The sequence below is a fragment of the Abyssicoccus albus genome, from assembly GCF_003815035.1.
In the GTDB taxonomy this organism is placed as follows: domain Bacteria; phylum Bacillota; class Bacilli; order Staphylococcales; family Abyssicoccaceae; genus Abyssicoccus; species Abyssicoccus albus.
Window position 1 is genome coordinate 1 of record NZ_RKRK01000010.1, and the last position, 3,087, is coordinate 3,087.

General features: G+C 50.2%; 2 rRNA genes. Both read right to left on the reverse strand.

What is annotated here, in order from left to right:
- Positions 1-72, reverse strand: a 5S ribosomal RNA gene (gene rrf / locus EDD62_RS09110); the annotation flags it as partial.
- A gap of 68 nt (positions 73-140) precedes the next feature.
- Positions 141-3,015: ribosomal RNA gene (locus tag EDD62_RS09115) — 23S ribosomal RNA — on the reverse strand.
- Positions 3,016-3,087 lie beyond the last annotated feature (72 nt).

A 3,087-nucleotide genomic window follows, 5' to 3' on the forward strand; every position in this document is an offset into this window, starting at 1 on the left:
ATCGGCGCTAAAGAGCTTAACTTCTGTGTTCGGCATGGGAACAGGTGTGACCTCTTTGCTATCGTCACCAGACAATTCAATTGAATGCATACACATTCAAAACTGGATAGAGAATATTCACCAAGTCTTACCTTAAATCCTAGATTAAGTCCACGATCGATTAGTATTCGTCAGCTCCATATGTCACCATACGTCCACCTCGAACCTATCTACCTGATCATCTTTCAGGGATCTTAGAGAAATCTCATCTTGAGGGGGGCTTCATGCTTAGATGCTTTCAGCACTTATCCCGTCCATACATAGCTACCCAGCCATGCCGTTGGCACGACAACTGGTCCACCAGTGGTATGTCCATCCCGGTCCTCTCGTACTAAGGACAGCTCCTCTCAAATTTCTTACGCCCACGACGGATAGGGACCGAACTGTCTCACGACGTTCTGAACCCAGCTCGCGTACCGCTTTAATGGGCGAACAGCCCAACCCTTGGGACCGACTACAGCCCCAGGATGCGATGAGCCGACATCGAGGTGCCAAACCTCCCCGTCGATGTGAACTCTTGGGGGAGATAAGCCTGTTATCCCCGGGGTAGCTTTTATCCGTTGAGCGATGGCCCTTCCATGCGGTACCACCGGATCACTAAGTCCGTCTTTCGACCCTGCTCGACTTGTAGGTCTCGCAGTCAAGCTCCCTTGTGCCTTTACACTCTGCGAATGATTTCCAACCATTCTGAGGGAACCTTTGAGCGCCTCCGTTACTCTTTAGGAGGCGACCGCCCCAGTCAAACTGTCCACCTGACACTGTCTCCCTTCTCTCAAAGCGGGTTAGACAGTCAACACAGCCAGGGTAGTATCCCAACAACGCCTCACTCTAAACTAGCGTCCAGAGGTCTTAGGCTCCTACCTATCCTGTACAAGCTGTGTCCACGGTCAATATCAGGCTACAGTAAAGCTCCACGGGGTCTTTCCGTCCTGTCGCGGGTAACCTGCATCTTCACAGGTACTATGATTTCACCGAGTCTCTCGTTGAGACAGTGCCCAAATCGTTACGCCTTTCGTGCGGGTCGGAACTTACCCGACAAGGAATTTCGCTACCTTAGGACCGTTATAGTTACGGCCGCCGTTTACTGGGGCTTCGATTTGTTCCTTCGCTTGCGCTAAGAACGCCTCTTAACCTTCCAGCACCGGGCAGGCGTCAGCCCCTATACATCACCTTTCGGTTTAGCAGAGACCTGTGTTTTTGATAAACAGTCGCTTGGGCCTATTCACTGCGGCTCATATTTCTATGAGCACCCCTTCTCCCGAAGTTACGGGGTCATTTTGCCGAGTTCCTTAACGAGAGTTCGCTCGCTCACCTTAGAATTCTCATCTCGACTACCTGTGTCGGTTTACGGTACGGGTACATCTCTTCTCTCTAGAGGCTTTTCTTGGCAGCTTGAATCCATGACTTCGCTACTGATTTTCACTCCCCATCATCGCTCAATGTCTGTGTGACGGATTTGCCTATCACACCACCTTACGATTTGGACGCGCTCTTCCATTCGCGCGCTTCACTTCTCCTTCTGCGTCACCCCATCAATCAAACAAATTAATGTAGTACAGGAATCTCTACCTGTTGTCCATCGCTTTCGCTGTTCAGCTTCAGCTTAGGTCCCGACTAACCCAGGGCGGACGAGCCTTCCCCTGGAAACCTTAGTCTTTCGGTGGACGGGATTCTCACCCGTCTTTCGCTACTCACACCGGCATTCTCACTTGTAACCGCTCCACAAACCCTTCCGGTCTTGCTTCACCGCTGTTACAACGCTCTCCTACCATCCTAAAAAGGATCCACAGCTTCGGTAATATGTTTAGCCCCGGTACATTTTCGGCGCAGCGTCACTCGACTAGTGAGCTATTACGCACTCTTTAAATGATGGCTGCTTCTAAGCCAACATCCTAGTTGTCTGGGCAACGCCACATCCTTTTCCACTTAACATATATTTTGGGACCTTAGCTGGTGGTCTGGGCTGTTTCCCTTTCGACAACGGACCTTATCACCCGCTGTCTGACTCCTGATCTAAAATCTCTGGCATTCGGAGTTTGTCTGAATTCGGTAACCCGAGATGGGCCCCTCGTCCAAACAGTGCTCTACCTCCATGATTCATCAATCAAGGCTATACCTAAATATATTTCGGAGAGAACCAGCTATCTCCAAGTTCGATTGGAATTTCTCCGCTACCCACACCTCATCCGCTCACTTTTCAACGTAAGTCGGTTCGGTCCTCCATTCAGTGTTACCTGAACTTCAACCTGGACATGGGTAGATCACCTGGTTTCGGGTCTACGACCATATACTCTCGCCCTATTCAGACTCGCTTTCGCTTCGGCTCCGGGTCCTCCCCTTAACCTTGCATATCATCGTAACTCGCCGGTTCATTCTACAAAAGGCACGCCATCACCCTCGTGTGGGGCTCTGACTACTTGTAAGCACACGGTTTCAGGTTCTCTTTCACTCCCCTCCCGGGGTGCTTTTCACCTTTCCCTCACGGTACTGGTTCACTATCGGTCACTAGGGAGTATTTAGCCTTGGGAGATGGTCCTCCCAGATTCCGACGGAATTCCTCGTGTTCCGCCGTACTCAGGATCCTTCTGATGTCTTCAATGCGTCGCCTACAGGATTCTCACCTTCTTCGATTGGCCTTCCCATGCCATTCAGCTACATCTCCAACGCTCTATTGAAGTCCTACAACCCCGAATGATAAATCATTCGGTTTGGGCTCTTCCCTGTTCGCTCGCCGCTACTTAGGGAATCGATTTTTCTTTCTCTTCCTCCGGGTACTTAGATGTTTCAGTTCTCCGGGTCTACCTTCTCATATGCTCTATGCATATGGATAACATGACTTCTCATGCTGGGTTCCCCCATTCGGATATCTCTGGTTCTTCGCTTACTTACAGCTCCCCAAAGCATTTCGGTGTTCGTTCCGTCCTTCTTCGGCTCCTAGTGCCAAGGCATCCACCGTGCGCTCTTTTCTACTTAATCTTCTAAGCTTTACGCTCTCTTCTCGGTTTCTTTCTTGGTCTTTCTTCTCTATCCAGTTTTCAATGTGCATAC